The 22599-nt window shown below is 53.3% G+C and carries 21 protein-coding genes; all 21 read left to right on the forward strand.

Features of this window, described 5'->3' with window-relative positions:
- The first annotated feature begins 11 nt into the window (after positions 1 to 11).
- The 21 genes from ABLU67_RS05855 to ABLU67_RS05955 all read left to right on the forward strand — a co-directional run bounded on the left by ABLU67_RS05855 (position 12) and on the right by ABLU67_RS05955 (position 22588).
- Positions 12 to 1277 carry an MFS transporter gene (locus tag ABLU67_RS05855; protein WP_032751995.1) on the forward strand — a complete coding sequence of 422 codons (1266 nt, stop codon included), beginning with the start codon at positions 12 to 14 and terminating at the stop codon, positions 1275 to 1277.
- Positions 1278 to 1331: 54 nt separating this feature from the next.
- On the forward strand, positions 1332 to 1922 hold the full coding sequence (locus ABLU67_RS05860; protein ID WP_348852196.1) for a maltose acetyltransferase domain-containing protein: 591 nt from the start codon (positions 1332 to 1334) through the stop codon (positions 1920 to 1922).
- 597 nt (positions 1923 to 2519) lie between these two features.
- Positions 2520 to 3215 carry a winged helix-turn-helix transcriptional regulator gene (locus tag ABLU67_RS05865; RefSeq protein ID WP_064378077.1) on the forward strand — a complete coding sequence of 232 codons (696 nt, stop codon included), beginning with the start codon at positions 2520 to 2522 and terminating at the stop codon, positions 3213 to 3215.
- A 325-nt stretch (positions 3216 to 3540) separates the two neighbouring features.
- The gene (locus ABLU67_RS05870; RefSeq protein WP_049079694.1) at positions 3541 to 4101 is read left to right on the forward strand and encodes a fimbrial protein; all 561 of its coding nucleotides are present in this window, start codon (positions 3541 to 3543) and stop codon (positions 4099 to 4101) included.
- Between the two features lie 71 nt (positions 4102 to 4172).
- On the forward strand, positions 4173 to 4730 hold the full coding sequence (locus tag ABLU67_RS05875) for a fimbrial protein (RefSeq protein ID WP_014227395.1): 558 nt from the start codon (positions 4173 to 4175) through the stop codon (positions 4728 to 4730).
- A 46-nt stretch (positions 4731 to 4776) separates the two neighbouring features.
- Positions 4777 to 5514, forward strand: a complete 738-nt coding sequence (locus ABLU67_RS05880; protein WP_025106542.1) for a fimbria/pilus periplasmic chaperone — start codon at positions 4777 to 4779, stop codon at positions 5512 to 5514.
- A 19-nt stretch (positions 5515 to 5533) separates the two neighbouring features.
- Positions 5534 to 8164 (forward strand): fimbrial biogenesis usher protein, encoded by a 2631-nt coding sequence (locus ABLU67_RS05885; RefSeq protein ID WP_348852197.1) that lies wholly within the window; start codon positions 5534 to 5536, stop codon positions 8162 to 8164.
- A gap of 359 nt (positions 8165 to 8523) precedes the next feature.
- Positions 8524 to 9219, forward strand: a complete 696-nt coding sequence (locus ABLU67_RS05890; protein ID WP_348852209.1) for a fimbrial protein — start codon at positions 8524 to 8526, stop codon at positions 9217 to 9219.
- Positions 9220 to 9228: 9 nt separating this feature from the next.
- A complete protein-coding gene (locus ABLU67_RS05895) occupies positions 9229 to 9771 on the forward strand; it encodes a fimbrial protein (RefSeq protein WP_064378061.1) in 543 nt (180 codons plus the stop codon).
- The gene (locus ABLU67_RS05900; RefSeq protein ID WP_348852198.1) at positions 9771 to 10286 is read left to right on the forward strand and encodes a fimbrial protein; all 516 of its coding nucleotides are present in this window, start codon (positions 9771 to 9773) and stop codon (positions 10284 to 10286) included. Before ABLU67_RS05895 ends, ABLU67_RS05900 begins: the two co-directional genes overlap by 1 nt.
- Positions 10287 to 10293: 7 nt before the next feature.
- Positions 10294 to 10989, forward strand: coding sequence for a molecular chaperone (locus ABLU67_RS05905; RefSeq protein ID WP_064358707.1), 696 nt, complete (start codon positions 10294 to 10296; stop codon positions 10987 to 10989).
- A 1-nt stretch (position 10990) separates the two neighbouring features.
- A complete protein-coding gene (locus ABLU67_RS05910) occupies positions 10991 to 12715 on the forward strand; it encodes a Wzy polymerase domain-containing protein (RefSeq protein ID WP_348852199.1) in 1725 nt (574 codons plus the stop codon).
- A gap of 171 nt (positions 12716 to 12886) precedes the next feature.
- Positions 12887 to 13177, forward strand: coding sequence for a hypothetical protein (locus tag ABLU67_RS05915; protein WP_025106549.1), 291 nt, complete (start codon positions 12887 to 12889; stop codon positions 13175 to 13177).
- A gap of 199 nt (positions 13178 to 13376) precedes the next feature.
- Complete coding sequence (mscS, locus tag ABLU67_RS05920; RefSeq protein WP_348852200.1) at positions 13377 to 14234, forward strand: small-conductance mechanosensitive channel MscS; 858 nt, start codon at positions 13377 to 13379, stop codon at positions 14232 to 14234.
- Between the two features lie 37 nt (positions 14235 to 14271).
- Positions 14272 to 14520 (forward strand): YceK/YidQ family lipoprotein, encoded by a 249-nt coding sequence (locus ABLU67_RS05925; RefSeq protein WP_224394736.1) that lies wholly within the window; start codon positions 14272 to 14274, stop codon positions 14518 to 14520.
- Positions 14521 to 14551: 31 nt separating this feature from the next.
- Positions 14552 to 15133, forward strand: a complete 582-nt coding sequence (locus ABLU67_RS05930; RefSeq protein WP_032751739.1) for a helix-turn-helix transcriptional regulator — start codon at positions 14552 to 14554, stop codon at positions 15131 to 15133.
- Positions 15134 to 15456: 323 nt separating this feature from the next.
- The gene (locus tag ABLU67_RS05935) at positions 15457 to 16467 is read left to right on the forward strand and encodes a LacI family DNA-binding transcriptional regulator (protein ID WP_025106553.1); all 1011 of its coding nucleotides are present in this window, start codon (positions 15457 to 15459) and stop codon (positions 16465 to 16467) included.
- A 70-nt stretch (positions 16468 to 16537) separates the two neighbouring features.
- Positions 16538 to 17959, forward strand: coding sequence for an MFS transporter (locus tag ABLU67_RS05940; protein WP_032751738.1), 1422 nt, complete (start codon positions 16538 to 16540; stop codon positions 17957 to 17959).
- Positions 17943 to 19631 carry a glycoside hydrolase family 32 protein gene (locus ABLU67_RS05945; protein ID WP_348852201.1) on the forward strand — a complete coding sequence of 563 codons (1689 nt, stop codon included), beginning with the start codon at positions 17943 to 17945 and terminating at the stop codon, positions 19629 to 19631. Before ABLU67_RS05940 ends, ABLU67_RS05945 begins: the two co-directional genes overlap by 17 nt.
- A 58-nt stretch (positions 19632 to 19689) precedes the next feature.
- Positions 19690 to 21051 (forward strand): NosD domain-containing protein, encoded by a 1362-nt coding sequence (locus ABLU67_RS05950; RefSeq protein WP_109241092.1) that lies wholly within the window; start codon positions 19690 to 19692, stop codon positions 21049 to 21051.
- A gap of 157 nt (positions 21052 to 21208) precedes the next feature.
- Positions 21209 to 22588 (forward strand): carbohydrate porin, encoded by a 1380-nt coding sequence (locus ABLU67_RS05955; protein ID WP_025106557.1) that lies wholly within the window; start codon positions 21209 to 21211, stop codon positions 22586 to 22588.
- Positions 22589 to 22599: the final 11 nt, after the last annotated feature.

Here is a 22599-nt window from a genome sequence, read left to right on the forward strand (position 1 = left end):
AGGAATACACCATGAACCCGACCGTCTGTACCCATAAAAACAACCCCAATTTCTGGATTTTCGGGCTGTTCTTCTTTCTCTACTTTTTCATCATGGCCACCTGTTTTCCGTTTTTGCCGATCTGGCTATCGGACGTCATCGGCCTGAATAAAACCGAGACCGGCATTGTTTTCTCCAGCCTGTCGCTGTTTGCCATCTGTTTTCAGCCGATACTGGGCGTGATCTCCGATAAGCTGGGGCTGAAAAAGCATCTGATGTGGATCGTGACGGTGCTGCTGGTGCTGATCGCGCCCTTTTTCCTTTACGTTTTTGCGCCGCTGCTGAAAACCAATATCTGGCTCGGGGCGCTGAGCGGCGGGGCCTACATCGGCTTTGTGTTCTCCGCCGGCGCCGGGGCGATGGAAGCCTATATCGAACGCGTGAGCCGCAATAGCGGGTTTGAGTACGGCAAAGCGCGGACTTTTGGCTGCCTCGGCTGGGCGCTGTGCGCCACCACGGCGGGGATGCTGTTCAGCGTTAACCCCGAGTGGGTGTTCTGGATGGGGTCGGCCGCCGCGCTGGTACTGGTCGTGCTGGTGGCCATCGCGAAACCGCAGGCCAGCCAGACCGCACAGGTGATGGACTCGCTGGGCGCTAACCGCTCATCGGTGGATTTAAAAACCGCCGTACGCATGTTCCGTCAGCGCAAAATGTGGATGTTTATTCTCTACGTCATCGGCGTCGCCTGCGTCTATGACGTTTTCGATCAGCAGTTCGCCACCTTCTTTAAATCCTTCTTTGCCACCCCGGAATCGGGCACCCGCGCCTTTGGTTTTGCGACCACCGCCGGGGAAATATGCAACGCGATTATTATGTTCAGCTCGCCGTGGATTATTAACCGCATTGGCGCGAAGAATACCCTGCTGATTGCCGGCATGGTGATGGCGGCAAGGATGATCGGATCATCGTTCGCCACGACGGCCGCTGAAGTGGTGGCGCTGAAAATGCTTCATGCGCTGGAAGTCCCGTTCCTGCTGGTAGGCGCGTTTAAATATATTACCGGCGTGTTTGACGTCCGCCTGTCGGCGACGATTTACCTGGTTGGTTTCCAGTTTTCCAAACAGGTGGCGGCGATCTTTCTCTCCGCTTTTGCCGGGAATATGTATGACCGTATCGGTTTCCAGGATACCTATATGATCCTTGGCGGCATCGCCCTGAGCGTCACGTTAATCTCCGCCTTTACCTTATCGGGTAAGGCCACGTCGGAAAAGATGAGCGATAGCGCGATGACGGTGTAGAAAACAGTCCGATAATTCACAAGGATGTGATTGATAAATGAGGAAATATTGACCATGGATATGAAGGAAAGAATGAACAGCGGCGAGCTTTATCTTGATTCAGGATATGGGTTACCGCAGCAGCGGCTGATGGGCAAGGCGCGAGCTTACGAATACAACCACTCGCACCCCTTTAATCAGGAATTAAGAAACGACATTATTCAGCGGATGTTCGCCGCCGTGGGCGAGCAGTGCTGGATAGAGCCTCCGATTCATGTGGCCTACGGCACCCACACCACCATTGGCGATAATTTTTACGCGAACTTCAACCTGACGCTGGTCGATGATGCCGACATTATCATCGGCAATAACGTGATGTTTGCGCCCAACGTGACCATTTCCACCGCCGGCCATCCGATTCATCCGGATCTGCGGCACACCCAGCAGCAGTTCTCTCAGCCGGTGGTGATTGAAGACGGCGTCTGGCTGGGTACCGGGGTGATTATCAACCCAGGCGTCACCATCGGAAAAAACTCGGTCATTGGCGCCGGCAGCGTGGTGAACCGTTCCATACCGGCGAACGTGGTCGCCGCTGGGGTCCTCTGCCGGGTATTAAGAGCGATCGCCGATAGCGATAAAGAGAAATTTCAGCTGTTTACAGCGTAAATTATCGCGGCGCCGGGCGGGCGCTTCATGCCCCCTCCCGGGTAGACGTCGCGCAATCTGCCTGCGGGGACGCATTTCCGCCGGGACATCATGATGCTTTTGCCTGACTATTCATTGCCAGGGTACTGCGCGCGTTACGCAGAATGCTTATTTCCCGTGAAAGTTAGCCCCTTCCACTATAATCAGACAAACGTTTGCCATCGTTATTTTTCGATTTTTTATTCATTTTCTGCGTCTTTTTTGGCGGAGGAGAGCACGCGTTAATATGGTTATTTACTGGCTTATTAATTATCATTTTAGCCATTATTTTTTATGATAATGTGATTTTTTATAGCATTTTTATGTGTTTTTTATGTGAATAAATTTATAGCTTATGGATGGCGAAAGTAATGGATTTCTCCCCGGTGAGCGTATTTTTTGCATGCAAAAAAAGAGAAATGCTTTTGTCGATATATCACCAGGGGGAGCGGCAACTTAAAAATAGAATGATGATGTTAAACTATTGAACTTAAAGGGTGTTTTAATTTTTTTTATTTCCTTTAAATTTGGTGCTAGTATTTTAATTGAGTAATGTCGCAGGCCAAAAATGAGAAAAAAATGTTTATTATCGACGAAGATTTTGACCGTGGTGCCTTACGCTCCTTTGCGTTTGGCCGTAATACCCGGCCTTTGTTGGCGATCCAGCGTATTATGCAGGCGCTGCTGCCGGTTAGCACGCCGTTTGAGCTGCAGCCGGACGAGCGATTTGAATTTTGCGATACTGAAGATAACGCGAATATATTCCTCCTGCTCGAGGGAACCGGCGTGGTTTGCCATAGTGAAAATAATATGGCGATAACCACGCTATTTTCCCCCTCGGTACTGGGGCTGATTGATGGATATAGTACCTTTTACGACGTAGAGGCCAGGCCGAAGCACTTTTTCTCTGCGGAAACATCTTGCTCTGGTCAATTGGTTCCGCTTGCTAAGTTTGTGGAGATTATGGACGAGCAAAATCTCTGGCATGATATCGCCCGGATTCTGGCCCATCGCTTATTGGTAATGGCCATCCGCGAAAAGGAGTTTATTGGCGTGGAATCATTCATCATGATCCGAACGTTGATCCTGGAACTCGGCTCCTATCCTGAGGAATATCGCGAGCAGATTAACGTGCTCAATTTTATCCAGCGGCGCACCAATCTTTCCCGCAGCGGAATACTGTACGTCCTGTCTGAACTGCGCAAGGGGGAGTACATCAGCGTCCATCGAGGCGTGCTGAAGGGAATTAATAAACGAATTCCTATCGATTTTTAAATAACTTCATAACAGTATACTAACAACAACGCCTGTTTTTTAGACGCACCAGCTCTTTGCATTATTAACATCATGATTTTTATACGTAATTATCATTATTGACTTGCATCATTTTCGAATGTCCAGTTTTGGACGAAAAAATTGATTTAGATTAATAAAATTCTCTGTAAGAATTATTCCCAGGACAACACGGAGTGTCTTCTTATATTTAAACCGTCTTTTTTATCGCCGCGGGGAACGTTCCCTGGTAATTGCTTCGGCCATAAAAAAGTAAACGGTAATTAATGAGGGAATACAAAATCAATTTAATGTGTATGGATTAAAAATGAAAAAAGCATTTATGGTAAAAAGCGTCGTTCTGGCAATGGTTATGGCTGGCGGTATTTCTTCTGCGATGGCAGCGACCAGCGGGTCTTCTTCCACCGTTCAGGGCGGCACCGTTGAGTTTAAAGGCTCTGTTGTCGATGCGGCCTGTGCGGTAACCGCAGATACCACCAACCAGGTGGTGAACATGGGCCAGGTTAAACTGTCTGCCTTCACCGGTAAAGACTCCGTGGCTAACCAGAAAACTCCGTTCACCATTAAGCTGGCTGACTGCGATACCACTATCGCTTCTCAGGCATCTGTGACCTTCGACGGTAACGCGGCGGCGGGTGAAGCTGGCGTGCTGGACAACACCTCTGGCGCGGGCAACGCGGCAGGCGTCGGCATCCAGATTTATGACAAAGACGGCTCTGCGCTGGATCTGGGTACCGCGTCTCAGGCAGTTACGCTGATCGACGGCGACAACACTCTGAACTTCTCCGCTGACTACTACCAGACTGCGGATACCGCGACTGCCGGTAGCGTGGACACCACTGCCACGTTCAACGTGACTTACCAGTAAGGTCGCGTCAGTCATTTTCATTTAGGGATCCTGTGCCAGGGACGGCGGCTGTGTCATTGAAAGGAGTAGATATGAATTTCACTACACAACGGTTGAAGGCGTTTTCCCTCGCGGGGGCGTTTTTGTTTCCCGCTCTGGCACAGGCGGGCAACCACCACGTGGTAACGGTAAAGGGCGGCGACGTTGAATTTCAGGGCGCCGTGGTCAATGCCGCCTGCGCGGTGGATGCCGGTAGCGAGGATTTAACCGTTGAGATGGGGCAGGTGCGCTCCAATGAATTTCATGGGCTGGGAAGCTGGACAGATCCGCAGGCGTTTACCATTACGCTGAAGGATTGCGATACCACGGTAAGCCAGCAAGTCAGCGTGGCCTTTCGCGGCCTGACGGATGGCAAAGATCCGGGGGTACTGGCGGTGACCGACGGTGCGCAGAGCGCGCAGGGCGTCGGGTTAGGCATTTTTGATAATCAGGGAAATCAAATTATCCCGAACACGCAGCCGATGAATTTTACCGCTATTCAGGACAATACGACCGTACTCAATTTTGTCGCCAAATATCGCGCGACCTCGAGAACCGTCGTGGCAGGGGATGCAAACGCACAAACCTGGTTCACGTTAACCTATTTGTAATTTCCTGATGCCGTCCGCGGCAAATCTTTATTGTGAAAGGCACTTTATGTCCGTTATTTCTTTTTCCCGCCTGTCTCTGGTTGCGCTGGCGTTAGCCGGTGCCGGTCTGGCCGCGCCCGCGGCGCAGGCGCAAACCGAAACCCAGGCGCACGCCGCGGCGAACGGCGGGGTATCATTAGGTTCCACCCGCGTCATCTATCCGCAGGGCAATAATCAGGTCTCACTGGCGGTGAATAATACCGACCCGAAGGCCACCTTTTTAATTCAGTCATGGGTGGAAAACGCCAGCGAAAGCAAAAGCAGCGATTTTGTCATCACCCCGCCGCTGTTTGTGATGAAGCCGCAGAAAGAAAATACGCTGCGCATTATGTACGTCGGGCCGAATAATCTGCCGGCGGATCGCGAAAGCCTCTATTGGGTGAACGTTAAAGCGATTCCCTCGGCGGCAAAAGACACCAAAGGGAAAAATACCCTGCAGATCGCGGTGCTGAGCCGGATTAAACTTTTTGTCCGCCCGAAAAATCTGCCGATGGCCTCGATCGATGCGCCGGCGAAGCTGCGCTTCCACGAAAGCGGTAATACCCTGACGGTGAAAAATCCCACGCCCTATTATATGACGCTGGTACAGATTCACGCCGGTACCGCAACGTTACCGACGACAATGGTGGCGCCGATGTCGCAGGCGGATTTAAAACTGCCGGCGAACGCGCAGGGAAATATCACCTTCCAGACCATTAATGATTACGGGGCAAACTCGCCCGAACAGAAAGCCATAATAGAATAATAAACAGGTCGGCAAAATAATGACGTTAAAAATAAAATATATCACCCTCGCGGTGATGCAGGTTCTATTTGCCCGCCGTCGGGTATACCGTATTATTTTGCCGGCAACCTTATCGGCATTACCGTTATCCGCGCTGGCGGATAACTATTTTAACCCCGCATTCTTATCGGACGACCCTAACGCGGTGGCCGATCTTTCGCATTTTGAAAAGGGCGATAGCCAGGCTCCGGGTAAATATCACGTTGATATTTATCTGAATAAGCAGCTGGTCACCACGGAAGACGTGAACTTTAAAGCGGCAAAAGGCGGCCAGGATGATACCGGGCTGGCGCCGTGCTTTACCACCGCGCGTCTGGAACAGATGGGGGTCAATACCAAAGCCTTCCCGGACCTGGCGAAGCTGGCGCCGGAGCAGTGCGTGCCCTTTGCCGCCATACCGGAATCCTCCACCGAATTCGACTTTGAGCATCAGCAGCTGAACATCAGCGTGCCGCAGGCGGCGCTGAAGCAGAGCGCGCGCGGGTATATCCCCCCGGAAGAGTGGGACCAGGGGATCAACGCGCTGCTGCTGAACTATGACTTCACCGGCGGCAACAGCGGCGGTGATAGCAAAGAGGACAGCTACTATCTCAACCTGCAAAGCGGCCTGAACCTCGGCGCCTGGCGCCTGCGCGACTACTCCACCTGGAACTACACCAGCGGCGAGGGTGAAACGGAGAACAAGTGGGAGCATATCAGCACCTACGTCGAGCGTACGATTGCGCCGCTGAAGGCGGAGCTTACGCTCGGGGAAAGCTACACCCCGTCGGACGTTTTCGACAGCCTCGGCTTTCGCGGCGTCCAGATTGCCTCCGACGACAACATGCTGCCGGACAGCCTGAAGGGCTTTGCGCCGACGGTCCGCGGTATCGCGAAGAGCAACGCCAGGGTCACCATCAAGCAGAACGGCTACGTTATCTACCAGACCTACGTCTCGCCGGGCGCCTTCGCCATCAACGATCTCTACCCGACCTCGTCGAGCGGCGACCTGCAGGTGACGGTAAAAGAGAGCGACGGCAGCGAAAATACCTTTACCGTGCCGTACTCCGCGGTGCCGCTGCTGCAGCGCGAAGGACGACTGAAATACGCCCTGACCGCCGGTAAATACCGCAGCACCAACGACGATCAGGATGAGGTCAATTTTGCCCAGGGAACGGCAATCTACGGCTTGCCGCATGGCTTCACGCTGTACGGCGGTTCGCAGGTCAGCAACGACTACCACGCCTTTGCGCTGGGCGCCGGGCTGAACATGGGGGATTTCGGCGCGGTCTCCGCCGATATCACTCAGGCCAACAGCACCCTCGCTGACGGCAGCCAGCACGACGGCCAGTCGGTACGCTTCCTGTACGCCAAGGCGCTGAACGATCTCGGCACCAACTTCCAGCTGCTGGGCTATCGCTACTCGACGGAGGGGTTCTACACCCTCGACGAGACGACGTATAAAAGCATGAGCGGCTATACCGGCGACAATGAGTGGAAAGATGAGGATCACGACGGTAAGCAGGATAAGCCGGTGTGGACCGATTACTACGATCTCTACTACACCAAAAAAGGCAAAGCGCAGCTTAATATTTCGCAGCAGGTCGGCAAAATCGGCTCGATTTTTGTCACCGGCTCCGAACAGACCTACTGGCACACCGATGAGAAAGATCGCATGTTGCAGGTGGGCTATAACGGCAGCTGGAACGGCATCTCCTATAGCCTGACGTGGAACTATGACAAGTCGCCGGGGGAAGACGAGGCGGACCAGATCTACGCCTTTAATATTTCGCTGCCGATTGGCCAGTGGCTCTCCAGCAACCATAGCGCGGATATCTACCGTTCGGCCAACACCACCAATATGAGCTTTGGCACCACCACCGATCAGCACGGTAAGACCACTGGAACCACCGGCATCAACGGGACGCTGCTGGCGGATAACAACCTGAGCTATAACGTTCAGGAGAGCGACGGCAACCACGGCACCAGCAACAGCGGTAACGCCAACATGAGCTATCAGGGCACCTACGGTAACCTGCAGGCCGGCTACAACTACAGCGACGGCTATCACCAGGTGAACTACGGGGTCAGCGGCGGCCTGGTGGTTCACCGCAACGGCGTTACCCTTAGCCAGCCGCTCGGCGACACCAACATTCTGGTGAAAGCGCCGGGGGCGGCCGGGGTCGAGCTGGAAAACGCCACCGGGGTGAAAACCGACTGGCGCGGCTACGCGGTGATCCCGTACGCCACCACCTATCGCCAGAACCGCGTGGCGCTGAATACCAACTCCATGGGGCAGAACGTCGATATTGACGACGCGGTCACCAACGTGGTGCCGACCCAGGGGGCGCTGGTGCGCGCCGAATTTAACGCCCACGTCGGGGTGCGCGCGCTGATGACCCTGATGCATAACGGCAAGCCGGTGCCGTTCGGCGCCACGGTCAGCCAGAAGGCGGGCAACAGCACCATCGTCGGCGACGACGGTCAGGCCTACCTCGCCGGGCTGCCGCTGAACGGCATGCTGGAAGTGCAGTGGGGCGAGAGCGCCGGACAGCACTGCGTGGTGAAATATCAACTTCCGGAAAGCGCGAAGCAGCAGCCGGTGAATAAATTAAGTGAAAGGTGTCAGTAATGAAGTTATTTACGCGGTTGTTTTTAATTCTGGGTATAACGCTGACGGGGTGGTCGTCGGTGGCATGGGGAGATACTGGATGGTGTACGCCGACTGGTGGAATACAATCTTTTTCGTACAATTTTGGAACAAAAACCATTACTGATAGTTCTCAGAACGCCCCAGGCACTTCTTTTCCGGATGTTTTTAGTTGGGATTTAGGGCAGACGTATCATGCTACTTGTACTTGTGGCGACGGCAGTGTGAAGGGGTTTCAGCAATATTACACATCACAGACATCTCTCCCGGTTGGGCATAATGATGGTGAGCAACAGTACTATTCTATAAATGATTACTTAGAGGTAGCTGCTAGTGTCTATATGGCTGGCAATGTTAATCAATATCTTCCTCTTCCATGGAGTGTTGTACCTAATGGGGTATACGAACCATGCAGCACTTGGGAGGCGGGAACGCTGAATACCGCTACTGGCTCGAAAGGTAAGTTATCACTTTATATAAAGAAAGCATTTGTTGGTTCGGTTGAAATACCGTCAACAAATATTGTAAATATTTACGGCTCTGTAGCTTTAGATAGTGAGCAACCCACCTTTGGGGGAACGCCATATGCGAGTGTATACATAAGTGGCCAAGTTATCGTCCCTCAAACCTGCTCAGTTAACGCCGGGCAAATAGTAACCGTCGATTTTGGCTCCTTTATGTCGGCCGAATTTAAAAACAAGGGCCAGATGCCCACCGGCTATACGCCGAAAACCATCACCGTGCCGATTAAATGTAACGGGATGGATGCTAACGCCAGCTTAACCCTGCGCTTCCAGGCGGAAGCCTCGGCGGATGAACCGTCGGCGATTAAGACCAGCAACGACGATGTCGGGGTGCAGATCACCGATGACAGCGGCAAGGTGATTGAGCCGAACAGCGGCCTGCTCCCGTTCCAGCTGGACGATAACCTGCAGGCGACGGTGACCTTCCACGCCGCGCCGATTAGCACCACCGGAAACGCCCCGGCAGAGGGGACCTTTTCGGCGACGGCCTATATTCGCGTTGACTTCGCCTGAGGAAAAAAGATGAAAGCGGCAAAAACACTCTTTCCCCTGCTGCTGGCGCTCGCGGGCGTTCATAGCGCTATCGCCGACGATATTGATAGCGGCCAGGTCGAGATGGATATGACCGGCACTATCGTCGCGGAAAGCTGCGATATCGACACCGCCAGCCAGAACCAGACTATCCATATCGGCGATTTCAGCGCCGGGATATTTAAAAACGTCGGCGATACCTCGGAGTGGAAGCAGTTTGATATCAAATTAAATAACTGCACCTCGGCGATCAGCCAGTCGACGGTGGCCTTTAGCGGCACGTCGGACGGCTCCGACCCATCGCTGTTAGCCCTCTCCGATACCTCCGGCGGCGGCGGAATGGCCAGCGGCGTGGCGATTGAGCTGCTGGACAGCAGTATGAACGCGATTGCGATTAACAGTACCGATAACGGGTACCCGATTACCCAGGGCAATAACGATCTGACGTTTCGCCTGCGCTATAAAGCTACCGCGGTGCCGGTTACGCCCGGCAACGCCTCTTCGGTACTCTATTTTGATGTGAGCTATCAATAATGAAAAAGACGATCCTGCTGTTATCGCTATCCGGCTTGTCCTGCTCAGCGCTGGCCCACGACGGCACCGTAAACATTACCGGCACGATCCAGGGAAACACCTGCACCGTGACCACCGATACCGCGAACCAGCAGGTGACCCTGGGCGACATTGCGGCGAAACAGTTTACCGCGGCCGGCAGCGCCTCCCAGCCGATAGCGTTCAACATCGGGCTGGAAAACTGCGGCAGCGCGGCGTCGGCGGTCTCATTAACCTTTACCGGCGAGGCGGATACGACCAACAGCGCCCTGCTGGCGTTAACCAGCCAGGCGGGCAGCGCCGCGGGCGTCGGGGTGGCGATCTTAGACAGCCAGCGTACGCTGGTGCCGCTGAACAGCGCCAGCCGCCAGTATACGCTCGACCCGCAGCAAACCAGCCAGAACCTCACCTTTTACGGTGAGATGGTAGCGACGAGCAGCCCGGTTACCGCCGGCAGCGTTGACGCCACGACCACCTTTAGCCTGACCTATCAGTAGCCTGTCCATGTTGAGAAAAATCGCTGTACTGCTGGCGCTCAGCGCCTTATCCCTTCAGGCGCAGGCGGGCGTGGTCATCGGGGGAACCCGCTTTATTTATAATGAGGGTAAGCCATCGATATCGTTCCGGGTGATCAATCAATCGCCCTCGCGCTACTTGATTCTGAGCAAAATCGTCGCCGATGGCGACCCGCACGCGGCGGTGCCTTTTGTGGCGACGCCCCCGGTCTTTGCGCTAAACGGCCACAAAGAAAATGAAATTCGCGTGATGTACACCAGCGGCCAGCTGCCGGCGGACCGCGAAAGTCTGTTTTGGGTCACGGTGGCCAATATCCCTCAGGCCGACAGTCAGCAGCAGAATACCCTGCAGATTGCGGTGCGCAGCCGCATGAAGCTGTTCTATCGCCCGAAAGGCGTACAAGGGGATTCACAGCAGGCTTATCGCCAGCTGACCTGGCGGCGCCAGGGTAAAACGGTAACGGTGCAGAATCCGACGCCGTTTTACGTCACGCTGCTGAATATGCAGGCCAACGGCCAGAGTATCGCCGGGGCCGGGATGGTCGCGCCGCTTTCCAGCCGCTCGGTGGCGTGGTGTCCGGCGCAGGGCGGCTGCGCGCTGCAGTGGCAGACCCTTAACGACTATGGTCGGGCCATGCCGGCGCTGCGTATTTCGCCCGATGCGCAGGCCAGGAAGGGGCAATAAGATGCACGCAGAACTCAGGGGAGCGCCGGAAACGGCGGCCTCCCGCTGGCTCCTTATGATGCTGGCGCTGATCCTGCTTGGCGTCATGCATATTGTCCTGCCCAGCACCGGCGGCAGCGGCGCCGATTTACCGGAACCGCTGCTGGTCTGGTGCGTGCTGCTGGTCACGATGGTCGGCTGCGCCTGGTTTTTGCGGCATCAGAGACTGCGCAGCAGCCCGTTCCTGCGCGGCATGGCGCTGGCGGCGTTACTGCTGACGCTGCCCCTGCTCTGGAGCCCGTCCGTCGACTGGCGGCTGGATGCCTTCCCGCGCCTGGCGGGCCTGTGGGCGGGCGTGGCGTTTTATTATCTGCTGCTGAACTGTCGGCTCACGCCGCGTCAGCAGCAGACCGTACTGTGGCTGATCGTCGCCGCCACTCTGATTCAGGCGGTTTATGCGCTGGTGGGTATCGGTCATCCGGCGTGGCTGCCGCTGCCGGCGCAGGCGGCGCAGCGCCAGGCCGGACAGTTCGCGATCGGCGTTTTTCTGCAACGCAACGTCACCGGTTCCTTTATTGCCACCGGCGCCGCGGTGCTGCTGTGGCTGACGGTCGACGTCCGCTTTGTCTGCCGCAGCGTCGCGAGGGAGAGATATCGTCAGTGGGGAAGCGCGCTCGGGCTCGGGCTGCTCTACGCCACGCTGACCCTGCTGAAATCCCGCACCGGATGGCTGGGCGGCGTGGTCTGCTGGCTGATGATAGTGACGATTTTTTGTTTCTCGCCGTTACGCCGCTCCGCCGCGCGCGGGGCCCGCTGGCGTGTCGTACTGGCGCCGGTGGCCGGCGTGCTGCTGGGGCTTGCCCTGCTATCGGTCTCGTTACTCAACGCCCTGCATGAACATGACGGCTCGAATCTTGAGCGGGTTTTTATTCTGCAGCAGACCTGGAACATGATACTGCAGCATCCGATCGTCGGCTGGGGCTACGGGGGATACGCCTGGTCCTTTGCCCATTTCGTGGCCGATAGCGTCCCGCCGTTGTCCCGTCGGGTCCCGGGGTTAACCTATCCGCATAATGACCTGCTGTTCTGGTGGGTCGAGGGCGGAGCGGTCGCCCTGCTCGGGCTGCTGGTGATGGGCGTTAGCGGATTCTGGCTACTGCTGCGCCGCCCCGGCGTACGGCAGCTGGCGCTGCTGGCTTGCCTGATGCCCATTTTGCTGCACACGCAGCTGGAGTATCCGCTGTATCAATCGCCGGTACACTGGTTGTTCGTTCTTATCCTGGTTAACCTGGCCGATCGCTGTCCGTCCGGCGAACAGACGCCACTGCCCGCATTCACCGCGCCCTCCACGCGGCCGGTACCCTGCGCGCTGATGATCCTGGCCTGCTACGGCGCGCTGCTCACCGGCTGCGCCTTCTGGCAGGGGCACTACCTGACCGCTTTTCAGCAGTCGCCGCAGCGTTTTGCCAGCCGCGTACTGCGGCTGCATGACATCGGCATCGGCAGCGAAAGGCTGCGTAAAGATCGGGCGCTCAGCTATATCATCCGCTATCAGTCGAGCGCTAACGTCGAGGACCTGGAGGCTTTCAACCAGATCGGCAGGCGCTGGATTGCGGTGTGGAACGACGCCGATATGTACAACAATCTTATTAACGTCGAGCGGTATCTTGGGCAACAGAAAAACGCCCGGGCTTTGCGCGAGGAGGCCCGGCGGCTCTATCCTGAGGACCGGCGTTTTTCATCGTAGTGCCGATGCCGGTTATGGCCGCGGGCTCAGCGTCGCAGAGGCAGCTGAGCCTTTTTACGTATATTGCGGGTCGGGGCTAAAAAAAGCATTGATCGAATATAATTAGCAGTGTAATTATCTCCTGTGGTTTGAAATTGATTTCAAAAATGCCCAACACAGGAGTGTTACCCCATGGACGCACGTAAATGCACTGCCGCAGCGGCTTTACTTCTCGCCTGCACTTCTTCTTTCTGCTACGCCGGCCATACCGGAAAAGTCCGCTTCATTGGCACCGTTGTGGAGTCGGGATGCTGGAACAAGCCCGGTCAAAATGAATTATTCTGTTATCGCGATAAGACCGTTTCTCATTATTCCGCGGCGCACGTCAGCAGCGTTTCGCTGGATGTCAGTAATGCCGTGGTGCAAAAAACATTTCTTGATAAACAAAAGCAGCTGGAACAGTTAACGATTAATTACTATTAAGTTTAATGACATTTAAATATCTTCAGCTCATCGGGTTGAAGATATTTATCTCATCTCAAAATTAAGATGTTAGCAAGAAATTACATAATTTTATTATTCTTACAATCTACGATCGTTTTATTACCGCGAGTTGATTGAATCCCCACATATTCCTCTATACTATTCCTCATATATTTTACGCAGAAAAGATATAATATATATGGCTAAGGTGGTTTTGTTTCCGCAGATCTCTTCTTCGCTGGAATGGTTAAAAGGGCATGGTGATACAATTCTTCAGTATGGCTGGAACGTGATTGCCGCTTGTATTCTCTTTTTTATCGGCCGGGTTGTCTCAACCTTATTATCTAAAGGTATCGAGAAAATACTTCTGCGGCGCAGGGTAGATATTACGGTTGTCCATTTCTTTGCCGCCCTGGTGCGCTATATCACGCTGGCGTTTGCGGCTATCGCCGCGCTTGGCCGTTTAGGTATAGAAACATCCTCAATTATTGCGGTCATCGGCGCGGCGGGGCTGGCGGTGGGGCTTGCGCTGCAGGGATCGCTATCAAACTTTGCCGCTGGCGTACTGTTAGTCACGCTACGTCCTTTCCGGACCGGAAACCTGGTGCAGATCGGCGCCATTACCGGAGTGGTGGAAACCGTACATATATTTTCCACCACCTTACTCACCGCGGATAATAAAGACGTGGTGATCCCGAACGGCAAAATTATCGCCGACAGTATCGTTAACTATTCGCGCCATCCCTTCCGGCGTATCGATTTGATGATTAGCGTCGGCTACGATAGCCGAATTGCGGAAGTGAAGCGCGTTATTCTGGCGGTCATCGATGCTGACAAACGCATCGATCGGCAGCGTGATACCACCGTTCGTCTGGCCGAACTTGGCGCCTCGTCACTTAATTTTACCGTGCGCGTGTGGGTGAAAAACACCCACTACTGGGATACCTATTACGATCTGCTGGAGAATATTAAAGAGGCGCTGGACGAACATCATATTGCGATTCCTTATCCGCAGATGGATATTCGCGTCGCCGGCACGGTACCGACGTTATCCTGATGGCTGAGATGATATGAATGCGAAAGCGATGGTTTGTATGGCTGTCTGTTTCCTGCTGACGGGCTGCGGCAGCGTCATGGGAAGAACCTCTCTGGCGGAGGGCGAAACGTGGTATCCAGGGGTTAAAACGGATATCGCGGTGATCCGCGGTGACAGCGAGTATGATTATAATTATCTTCAGGGAACATTATGGACCCTGGATACGCCGCTGTCGTTTATTGGTGATACGCTGATGCTGCCGATTGATTATTTTCACGGCCCGTGGTCAATTCACTCCGCAAAATAAAAAATATATTATAAAATGGTGTTAATTCATTATGAGTTCTATTTTAGATGTGGCAGTAATGTCCCCGAATCGCTATTTCTGTCTGGGGCTAAGTAGCCTGCAAGAACAAAAGTCACTGACCGCCATTCGGCTGCACTTTTGTCATGATCTGAAAAGCTTAAAAACGCTAATGGAGAGCATTGCGCTCTCCGGCGTGCTAATGGAAACGTTTGGTGAAGGAGAAAACATCTACGATGCGTTTGTTTTTGGCGATTATCTAAAAAGGCAGGCCAGAGACATCGCCGTGTTTGTTTTTCGCTCATTCTGGAGCAGCCTTTCCGATTTGCCGCACTATGCGCGCTATCATGTTTCCTCAACTGAAGATGAAATATGGCAATATTTTACACTGATACTGAAGGGCTACCATTGTAATAATTATATCTCCCGCTGGGAGGCCCTGCTGACCCATAAAGAGTATCAAGTTATCAGGATGCTGTGCTGCGGAAAGCAGTATCATCACATAGGGAAATCACTGGGTATTACGATTAAAACCGTGAGCACGCATAAAATCAAAGCGCTGAAAAAACTCGGCGCGCCCAGCATGTCATCTTTAATTCTACAATTTAAACGCTAATGGTCGCGCGCCGCAGGCTGCCGTGGCCAGGCGTTCATAGGCCATCCCCGGATCCCCGCATGCTGCGTATTTATCGCGCCAGCCAACGCCATCCCGCAGCAATAGCATAATCTCTTATTCTCCCTTCCTGTATTCTGCTTTCCTGTTGATGGTGTCCGTAATATATTCTCGCCAGGTTTTAATAAAAACCCCTAATAGGGTGATGAATTTGCGAAGGCTAAACGTGATTCCATGTAACAAAGCAACATGTGAACTGGCTTACATTTTCAACCGCGCTCGCCATTTATAGTGAGCGCCAGTGTTAGGGGGCGTATTCAATCATCATGGCATCCATTAAAGACGTAGCGAAAAGAGCTGGGGTCTCGACGGCGACCGTGTCGCGAGTGCTCAACAATCATCCCAGCGTCGTGCCGGAAACGCGGCAGGCGGTGCGTGATGCGATGGATTATCTCTGCTATGTCCCCAGCAAGAGTTCGTTTCAGCTTAGCGGGAAATGTTCAGGGCTGATTGGTGTGGTTTTGCCTAATCTGGTGAATCCTCACTTCTGTGAACTGTTGGCGACGGTGGAAGAAGAGGCCCGGTATATCGGCAAATCGGTGATCGTTAAAACGCATCAGAATCAGCCGCAGCAGGATAAACATATTATTCAGACCTTAGTGGGGATGGGCATTGACAGCTTGCTATGGGTGCCGACAGAGGCTGAAGCTGAACTTTCAGAATGGTTAAGCATTACCCGGATCCCGGTCGCCGTTGTCACCCAGGTGTCCCGGTTCTTCAATTCCGTATCGATTAACCAGGATCGGGGGGCGGAAAGTATTGCGGAACATTTTATTCATACGGGCCATCTTTCATTTGGCTTTGTTGCCCAGGAAGGGGTGGATAGCCGCAAGGTCTCGTCGTACAGCAAAAAAATAGCGAGTCACGGTTTAAAGCTTGCTAGAGATAATTCGTTCTGGATAGCCAAAGGCGAGGGTGAAAAGATATCAGGCCATATTAGTATTCTTGATGACATTATCGAGAAACTCAGCGAGCCGACGCGAACCTGTACCTGTCTGTTAGTGTATAACGATATTGCGGCAAACTATATTATCGATGGGCTAAAAGAAAAGGGCATCTCCGTTCCTGAAGATATTGCAATTGCCAGCTTTGATAATACCCTGCTGGCGCAAACTAAAAAAATCACCAGCGTTGCACAGCCGGTAAATGAAATTGCTCACCTCGCGTTTCAGATGGTGAAACATCAACAGCAGCCGGACAGTATTGAAATGCACGAAATTGTCTCGCGGTTAATTATTCGTGAGAGCAGCGTAAAAATTAATATTACTTCCCTGTAAGGGATTTATGTTTAGAAATGGCGCGACATTTGGCGCCATGGGCTCCTTTTAACAAAAAATAGGTATATTTATGTCTGCTACCGCAATGGAAAAGCCAAGCGCTTATGAAAAGCTGGGGCTGAGGGAGAAGATCGGCTACGGCATGGGTGACGCTGGTTCAGGAATGATATGGAGCGTACTGGCCCTCTATCTTACGTGGTTTTATACCGATGTATATGGCCTGAACGCCGGGGTGGTGGGCACATTATTCCTGGTTATCCGCATCTTTGACGCTTTTAGCGATCCGCTGATGGGGGCCATCTGCGACCGCACCGTGACGCGCTGGGGAAAATTCCGTCCATGGATATTATGGATGGCGTTTCCGTTTGGTCTGGGCGCGGTACTGATGTTCACGACCCCAGAACTGAGCATGAACGGCAAGATTATCTATGCCTGGGTTACCTATCTGGTCATGTCGCTGATTTATACCGCGATTAATATTCCCTATTGCTCGGTCGGCGGCGTCATTACGCTCAATCAGAAAGAGCGCATGGGCTGCCTGTCGTGGCGCTTTTTCCTTAATGGCCTGGCAACATTAATTATCTCCTCCTCTATTCTGCCGTTAACGGACTGGCTGGGTAACGGCGACCGCGCCTCAGGTTTCCAGCTAACCATGATCATTATGGGCGGCGCGGCAACGCTGATGTTCCTGTTCTGCTTTTCCAGCATTAAAGAGCGGGTGGTGTCGGTTAAGCAAAACGAGTCGTTGAAGAAAGACCTGCGGGATATTATCAAAAACGATCAGTGGCTCTTGATGATCACTATTACCTTCCTGAACGTTTTCCCGGCATTTATCCGCGGCGGCGTCACTATCTATTATGCTACTTACGTCATGAAAGAGTCGGTCGGATTTATTACCTTCTTTATGGCGCTGGGCGTGGCCTGTAATATGCTGGGCAGCGTGCTTGCCAAACCGCTGACCGATCGCTTTGATAAGCTGGCGCTGTTCCGCATTATTAATATTATTCTCGGCATTCTCTCATTTGCGCTGTGGTTTGTTGATCCGCAATCCCTGACCCCGCTGATGACGCTATTCATCATTATTAACGTTCTGCATTTAATTCAGTCTGGCCCCATTCTGTGGGCAATGATGTCCGATGTCGATGACTACGGCGACTGGAAATTTGGTAAACGCCTGACCGGCATCTCCTTCGCGGGAAACCTGTTTATGCTCAAAATGGGGCTGGCGGTCGCCGGCGCTATCGTCGCCTGGATTCTGGCGTTTACCGGCTATGTCGCGAATGAGCCGCAGCAAAATTCGCAGACCATTCAAGGCATTATCATGATGTTCTCACTGCTGCCGATGGTGAGTTATTTCATCAGCGCGTATCTGGTGCGCTACTTCAAGCTGAATAACGCGTTCCTTGAGAAAATCAAAACGGATCTTGCAAAACGTGAGCTGGAAAAAGGTCGCGGTCAACCACAGGAGGTTCAGGATGTCCCTGTCATTTAATATTAAACAAGGTCAGCGCATTGATTTGTGGCTGAAAGCGTCCGAACCGGCGGCGCAACCCCTGTTTTCTATTCGCGTGAACGGTCAGGTTGTATTTAAGATTCAGGAGGCGCCGCGCTACTTCCAGTATTTTACCTGGACCTCGTTTCAGGACGGCGTTGCCACCCTGGAGTGGCTGCCGGAATATAGCGAGATATCGCTTTGTTACACCTGGCATCCGGATTCACTGCGCGCGCGCGGCGTTACCTTTATCGCGACAGCCGGGCAGGATTTGCGCCTGATGAGCGGTCAGGATATTGCTGACGAGTATCTGCGGGAGCCGCTGCGTCCGGCATTGCATTTCTCGCCCCGTACCGGCTGGATGAACGACCCTAACGGGCTGCACTACAAGAACGGCGAGTGGCATCTGTTTTACCAGTATCATCCGCACTCCAGCCAATGGGGCCCCATGCACTGGAATCATGCGGTGAGCCGCGATCTGTATCACTGGCGGCATTATCCAGTTTTCCTCCAGCCAGAGCAGAATCTTTCGGCGCTGGGCGCGACGGGCGGCGCGTTTTCCGGCAGCGCGTATATTGATAAACAAGGAAAAACCCGCTTCTGGTATACCGAACGGCTCCCGGCTTACGATCTGTATCGCGGCTACCGGGAAGTGCAGAAAATGGCCGTTGCGCACGACGACTACGATAAGCCGGAATGGGTGAAAACCGTCTTAACCGACCTGCCTGCGGGCGTGGACTGCGATTTCCGCGATCCAAAAGTGTGGTACGAAGAGGCCGATGCCACTTTTTATATGATCCTCGGCGCGTCGGTAAACGGCGATCCGGCGATGCTGCTCTTTCACTCTGCGGATAGTGAACGCTGGACGTTCCATCATGTGCTGTATGTCGCTCCCGGCTATTTTCGCGAAAACGGCGGTCGCTGCGTCGAATGCCCGGATTTCTTCTGCCTGGATGGCGTATGGGTATTAATTATCGGCGTCGTTGGCTATACGGAGCCGACAACCGGGCGGCATAATTTGCTTTTTGCCCAGACCGGTACTTTCCGGAACGGCTATTTCACGCCGTCCGAGCAGCCGCTACAGACTTTAGATTTCGGTACGGATTTCTACGCCCTGCAAACCTGGGGCGAGGACGACCGAAGAATCGGCTTTGCCTGGTTATATAACTGGGCGACCCAGAAACCGGTGGATTCCGCTTACTCGGGGGAAATGTCGCTCCCGCGTCGCTTTCATCTCAATGCGCAGCAGCGGCTATGCATGATGCCGGAGCTGCCGCCGGAATCATTGGTCGTCAGCCGCCATGCGCTGGATGACGGTGATATCTGGGTTAATGAGAAAGGCTGTAAAGCCGGCATTGTAACCTTTATGCCTGCCGGTGGTTTCCGTTTGACGTTAACGGGCGATAACGGCCAGCAAATCATCCTCGAACAGGAGGGTAAAAATCTGACGCTATATGAAAAAGGCCGGGACGATGGGCGTTACCGCGCGCCGGTGGCCGGCGTCAGCGACGTCACCCTGTGTTTTGATGCCGGGATTGTTGAGGTCTTCGCAAATCAGGGCAGCGTATGCGGTACGCGACGCTATTACTCATGCAGTCAGCTCATCCGGATCCAGCTCTCCGGCGCGCCGGCACAGCTTACGCAATATCGCTCGACGTATTCGCAGGAATAAGCAAAGTCAAATTTAAGCGTTGATGTTCGATTTCTTATTATCATTAGAGGCGGTTTTCATGGTACGTAAAAATTATTATGATGTTACGCAGTGGCACGTCGGCAACCCGTATGAGGATATTGGCGAAGTCATTAACAGTATTCTCGCCGATATTAAATCGCGACAAACTGAAACCGATATTAACGACGGGGGTAAACCGGGCGCCGCGATTTATATTCCGCCCGGCGATTATCATCTGAAGACGCAGGTCTTAATTGATATCAGTTATTTAAAAATTATGGGTTCCGGGCATGGTTTTGTCTCCTCAAGCATTCGCTTTAATACGCCGGCGGACGAGTGGGCGAATTTGCACGATATATGGCCGGGCGGGAGCCGTATCCTGGTCGATCTCTGCCCGCAGCCCGGCGATGAAGAACACGCTGGCGCTGCATTTTACGTGAAACGCAGCGGGGCGCCGCGTATCAGTTCGGTGGCGTTCGAAAACTTCTGTATCGATGGTCTGCACTTTGTTGATGATGGGCTGGGAAACAACGACCCGGAAAATAGCTATACGAACGGCAAAACCGGGATTTATATCGCCAGCGCGCAGGACGCTTTCCGCATTACCGGGATGGGATTTATCTATCTGGAGCATGGCCTCACCGCGTACAATAGCGATGCAATGGCGATCCATAATAACTTTATCGCCGAATGCGGTAACTGTATCGAGCTGCGTGGCGCCGGGCAGGCTTCAAAAATAACCGATAACCTGATTGGCGCGGGCTATAAAGGCTATTCTATTTACGCGCAAAACTTCGGGGGGTTATTGATTTCTACCAACAATATTTTCCCCCGTGGCGCAAGCAGCGTGCACTTATCGGGCGTGGTCCGCTCTAGCATCACCAGCAATCGATTCCATTCATTTTATCCAGGAATGCTCGTTCTCGAGAACAACTGTGCGGAGAATCTGATCTCGGCAAACCATTTCTTGCGCGATCGTGAACCCTGGCCGCCGATGCAGGCCTATGACAACGGCCTGGATGATGCCTATGGCTTGCTGCATATAAACGGCAGTAATAATTCGGTTATTGCTAATCATATTTCCGAAACGATTGATGTCCAGTATCTCAAGCCGCAGGGAATAAAACCGGTCATCATTCGCCTTGTTTCCGGCAAAGGGAATTATATTGCGAATAACCATATCGTGGCGACCACGGAGACGTCAGCGGCGCAGGCGCAGCCCTCCGAAGAGGATGCCTGCTTTGCGGCGCAGGTCAGCGCTTTGCTGACGACGGCCAGGTTAAAAGAACTCGATGCGGTCGCCGTGCAGGTAGAAAAAGAATCCGCGCAAAACACGATACTTGATAGCGGCAGTGACGCACAGGTGGTCATAGACCGAGCGCGTAATGCCTTCAGGGCGACACCGGTTGCTGGAAATTAATATTCACTCTGTTTGTTAATCCGTATAGCGAATAACGTTATTTAAGGAGGCAGATTACACGTTATTTCATTCATTCTTCTGCTAAATAAAAATCAAAATATAAAAGGTGAATATTTTTATTCACCTTATCCCACCTTTTACCTCTGGGAAAATAAAAATGAATAAAACAACATTATCAATAGCGCTAGGCTTGTGTTTAATAACGGGATCGGCGGTCGGGAAAAATAATCAACTGACGCTGGAACAACGAATGGAACAGCTTGAAGCGCGGCTTGCCGCCGCGGAAAGCCGGGCGACGGTAGCGGAAGGCCAGGTGCGGGATTTACAGGCGAAGCAGAATGCCGCTATTCAGGCGGCGCAAACCCGTGTGCCGGTAAACAGCGCGGCAGCAACCGCGGAGAGTAAAAAGAATCTTAGCGTCCCGGAGCTGAAATTATCCGGCTATGGCGATCTGAAAATCTACGGCGACGTGGAGTTCAACATGGACGCGGAAAGCAAACACGGCCTGCTGGCGATGACCAACGCCGATGTCGGCAGCGATCCCACCTACGATAAGTGGGATTTAAACGGCCGTATCCTGCTCGGCTTCGACGGTATCCGCAAAACGGATAACGGCTATTTTGCCGGTTTCTCTGTCCAGCCGCTGGCGGATATGACCGGCTCGATGAACCTCGACGATGCGGTTTTCTTCTTTGGTCAGGAGAACGACTGGAAGGTGAAAGTGGGGCGCTTTGAAGCGTACGATATGTTCCCGCTGAATCAGGACACCTTCGTCGAGCACTCCGGTAATACCGCCAACGACCTCTACAGCGACGGCCATGGCTATATCTATATGATGAAAGAGGGTCGCGGCCGCTCTGACGCAGGCGGCAACTTCCTGCTGAGCAAGCAGCTTGATAACTGGTATTTTGAGCTCAACACCCTGCTGGAAGACGGTACGTCGCTGTACGACAACGGTGGCTACCATGGTCGTGATATGGAGCAGAAAAAGAACGTCGCCTATTTGCGCCCGGTGGTGTCATGGGCGAAAGACGAATTTTCCGTTGCCGCGGCCATGGAAGCGAACGTGGTGCAGAACGCCTACGGCTATAAAGATGCCCAGGGCAACTTTATCGATCAGTCGGGGCGCACCGGCTATGGCCTGACCATGACCTGGAACGGCCTGAAGCGCGACCCGGAGGACGGGGTGGTGGTTAATCTGAACACCGCTTATATGGACGCCAGCAACGAACAGGATTTGACCGCCGGGGTGAACGCGCTGTGGCGGCGCTTCGAGCTGGGATATATCTACGCGCATAACAAAATCAGCGATTATGCCGGGGTGATTTGCGATAACGACTGCTGGATTAAGGATGAAGGCACCTACAATATTCATACCTTCCACGCGTCGTATCAAATTCCGAACGTGATGAATATGCAGAACTTTAATATCTATCTCGGCGCCTATTACTCCATTCTCGACAGCGACGAGAAGCTGAGCCAGGGGGATGATGACGATCGCTACGGCGCGCGGGTGCGCTTTAAGTACTTCTTCTAAGCGCTTGAAAC

The organism is Klebsiella sp. GN_Kp190, from assembly GCF_040061795.1.
Taxonomy (GTDB): domain Bacteria; phylum Pseudomonadota; class Gammaproteobacteria; order Enterobacterales; family Enterobacteriaceae; genus Klebsiella; species Klebsiella michiganensis.